Raw genomic sequence first — 3651 nt, 5'->3', positions numbered from 1 at the left:
GTCGCTGTTCCGCAACATCGAGCAGCACCAGGTCTTCGTCGGGCTGGAAAACTTCCGCACGCTGTTCGGCGACCCCAACTGGTCGGTGGGTTTCTGGAACGCGCTGAGGAACAATGTCTGGTTCTTCATCATCCACATGATCGTGCAGAACCCGATCGGCGTCATGCTGGCCGCGCTTCTGTCCAGTCCGAAACTGAGATTCGCGGCTTTCTACCGCACGGCGATCTTCGTGCCGACCATCCTGTCCTTCGTTATCGTCGGTTTCGCCTGGAAGCTGATCCTGTCCCCGTTGTGGGGCGTGGCGCCGCATCTGATGGACCTCGTCGGCCTGAAAAGCCTGTTCACGCCATGGCTCGGCAAGGAGCAATATGCACTGACCGCACTCAGCCTGATCTCGGTGTGGCAGTTCGTCGGCATCCCGATGATGCTGATCTACGCGGCACTGCTGTCGATCCCCGAAGAGGTGATCGAGGCCGCGGAATGCGACGGGATTACCGGCCTGTCGCAATTCTGGAAGATCAAGCTGCCGCTGATCCTGCCGTCGATCGGCATCATCTCGATCCTCACCTTCGTCGGCAATTTCAACGCCTTCGACCTGATCTACACCGCGCAAGGCGCGCTCGCCGGGCCGAACTATTCGACCGACATTTTAGGCACCTTCCTCTACCGCGCCTTCTTCGGCTTCCAGCTGCAGACCGGCGACCCCAATATGGGCGCGGCGATCGCCACGATGATGTTCCTGATCATCCTCGGCGGCGTCTGCGTCTACCTCTTCCTCGTCCAGACGCGCCTGCGTCGCTACCAGTTCTGAGGGGCCGAGAGATGAGCACCGCCACCCGTTCCGTGCCCCGCACCATCGGCGCCCACGCGATCCTTTTGACCTACACGGTGATCGCGCTGTTTCCGGTGATCCTCGTCATCATGAACTCGTTCAAGTCCCGCGCCGGCATCTTCGGCGCGCCTTTGACGCCGCCGACGCCAAAAACCTTCGACCTGATCGGCTACACGACCGTCATCGGCCAGGGCGACTTCATCCACTATTTCCAGAACAGCCTCGTCGTCACCGTCGCCTCGCTGTTCTTCGTGCTCCTGTTCGGCGCCATGGCGGCGTTCGCCCTGTCGGAATACCGCTTCCGCGGCAACTCGCTGATGGGGCTCTACCTGGCGCTCGGCATCATGATCCCGATCCGGCTGGGCACCGTCGCCATCCTGCAATTGATGGTGGCGAGCGGGCTGGTCAACACGCTGACGGCGCTGATCCTGGTCTACACCGCGCAAGGCCTGCCGCTTGCCGTGTTCATCCTGTCGGAGTTCATGAAGCAGGTCTCCGACGATCTGAAGAATGCCGGCCGCATCGACGGCCTGTCCGAATACACCATCTTCTTCCGGCTGGTGCTGCCGCTGGTCAGGCCCTCGATGGCGACCGTCGCCGTTTTCACCATGATCCCGATCTGGAACGATCTGTGGTTCCCGCTGATCCTGGCGCCGTCGGAAGAAACCAAGACGGTGACGCTCGGCGCCCAGCTGTTCCTCGGCCAGTTCGTCACCAACTGGAACGCCATCCTGGCAGCCCTGTCGCTGGCGATCATGCCGGTGCTGATCCTCTACGTCATCTTCTCGCGGCAGCTGATCCGCGGCATCACGTCCGGAGCCGTCAAGTGAACTCTGAAACACCCCTCCGCGTCGTCATTGCCGGCCTCGGCAATATGGGTCGCAGCCATGCGCTGGCCTACCATACCAATCCAGGTTTCCAGATCGCGGCGCTGATCAATCGCTCCGACGTGCCGCTGCCGGACGGGCTGTCGGATTACGGCATCAGGCGCTCCTTCGACGAGGCGTTGCGCGAGGAAAAGCCCGATGTCGCCTGCATCGCCACCTATTCCGACAGCCATGCCGACTATGCGGTGAGGGCGTTCGAGGCCGGTTGCCACGTCTTCGTCGAGAAGCCGCTGGCAACGACGGTGGCCGACGCCAGGCGCGTCGTCGCGGCGGCGAAGGCCAATGGCAGGAAGCTGGTGATTGGCTACATCCTGCGCCATCACCCGTCCTGGATCAGGCTGATCGCCGAAGCCCGCAAGCTAGGCGGCCCCTACGTCTTTCGCATGAACCTCAACCAGCAATCCTCAGGCCACACCTGGGAGACGCACAAGCAGTTGATGCAGACGACGTCGCCGATCGTCGACTGCGGCGTGCACTATCTCGACGTCATGCTGCAGATCACCGATGCGAAGCCGATCGAGGTGCGTGGCATGGGCGTGCGGCTGTCCGACGAGGTGGCGCAGTCGATGTACAATTACGGCCATCTGCAGGTGCTGTTCGACGACGGCTCGGTCGGCTGGTACGAAGCCGGCTGGGGTCCGATGATTTCGGAAACGGCGTTCTTCGTGAAGGACGTCATCTCGCCCAATGGCTGCGTGTCGATCGTCATGAAGGAAGGTGTGAAGTCCGATGACATCGACACCCACACCAAGACCTCGACCATCCGCCTGCACAGTGCGGCGACCGGCGCGGACGGCAAGTTTCTCAAGGCCGACGAGATGCTGTCGATGGAGGGCGAACCCGGCCATCAGGATCTCTGCGACCTCGAACAGGCCTTCGTGCTGAAGGCGATCCGCGAGGATCTCGATCTCACCAAACATATGGACGACGCGGTCAAATCGCTCGCCGTCTGCCTTGCAGCCGACGAGAGCGTGCGCAGTGGAAAGGCGGTGCGGTTGTGATCAGGGAATTGTCGTCAGGGGCTGCGCTCTACGGCGCCCCCCTCTGGCCTGCTGGCCATCTCCCCCTCAAGGGGGGAGATCAGCTTTCGGCACGGCCTTCGCCAATCACCAACGTTGAAAAGAGTGCGGCGGCGTCAAAGCTGCCAATCTCCCCACTTGAGGGGGAGATGGCCGGCAGGCCAGAGGGGGGTGTCTTGGCGCCCACATTCCAATCCGGAGGAACGAAGTGGGCTCGCTGAACATCGAGAACGTGAAGAAGGCCTTTGGGCCGGTCGAGGTGCTGAAGGGCATCAACCTCGAAGTGAACGACGGCGAGTTCGTTGTCTTCGTCGGCCCCTCCGGCTGCGGTAAGTCGACCTTGCTCAGGGTCATTGCCGGACTGGAGGATTCGACCTCGGGCCGTGTTGTGATCGACGGCGCGGACGTCTCGGCCACGCCGCCGGCCAAGCGCGGCATCGCCATGGTGTTCCAGACCTATGCGCTCTACCCGCATCTGACGGTGAAGAACAATATGGGCCTTGGCCTCAAGCAGGCCGGCACGCCCGCCCCGGAGATCGAGCGCCGCATCGGCATCGCCTCGTCGATGCTGTCGCTGGAGCCCTATCTCGAAAGGCGGCCGGCCGAACTCTCCGGCGGCCAGCGTCAGCGCGTCGCCATCGGCCGCGCCGTGGTGCGCGAACCCAAGCTTTTTCTCTTCGACGAGCCATTGTCCAACCTCGATGCGGCACTGCGCGTCAACACAAGGCTGGAGATCGCGCAGCTGCATCGCCGGCTGAAGGCAACGATGATCTACGTCACCCACGACCAGGTCGAGGCGATGACGCTGGCCGACAAGATCGTGGTGCTCAACGCAGGGAAAATCGAGCAGATCGGTGGCCCGATGGAGCTCTACAATTCGCCGGCAAATGAGTTCGTCGCCGGCTTCATAGGC

General features: G+C 62.4%; 4 protein-coding genes. All 4 read left to right on the top strand.

What is annotated here, in order from left to right:
- Positions 1-811: sugar ABC transporter permease (locus EN893_RS23950; RefSeq protein WP_164901059.1), on the top strand; the 811-nt coding region annotated here is incomplete at its 5' end.
- A gap of 11 nt (positions 812-822) precedes the next feature.
- A complete protein-coding gene (locus tag EN893_RS23945) occupies positions 823-1662 on the top strand; it encodes a carbohydrate ABC transporter permease (RefSeq protein ID WP_127265686.1) in 840 nt (279 codons plus the stop codon).
- The gene (locus tag EN893_RS23940) at positions 1659-2720 is read left to right on the top strand and encodes a Gfo/Idh/MocA family oxidoreductase (protein WP_127269380.1); all 1062 of its coding nucleotides are present in this window, start codon (positions 1659-1661) and stop codon (positions 2718-2720) included. Before EN893_RS23945 ends, EN893_RS23940 begins: the two co-directional genes overlap by 4 nt.
- Before the next feature lie 226 nt (positions 2721-2946).
- On the top strand, positions 2947-3651 hold a 705-nt coding region (locus tag EN893_RS23930), incomplete at its 3' end, for an ATP-binding cassette domain-containing protein (RefSeq protein ID WP_128361820.1).

The organism is Mesorhizobium sp. M7A.F.Ca.CA.004.04.2.1 (assembly GCF_004022825.1).
In the GTDB taxonomy this organism is placed as follows: domain Bacteria; phylum Pseudomonadota; class Alphaproteobacteria; order Rhizobiales; family Rhizobiaceae; genus Mesorhizobium.
Note: the sequence above shows the minus strand (reverse complement) of the source record. Positions and strands in the feature narration are given on the sequence as shown.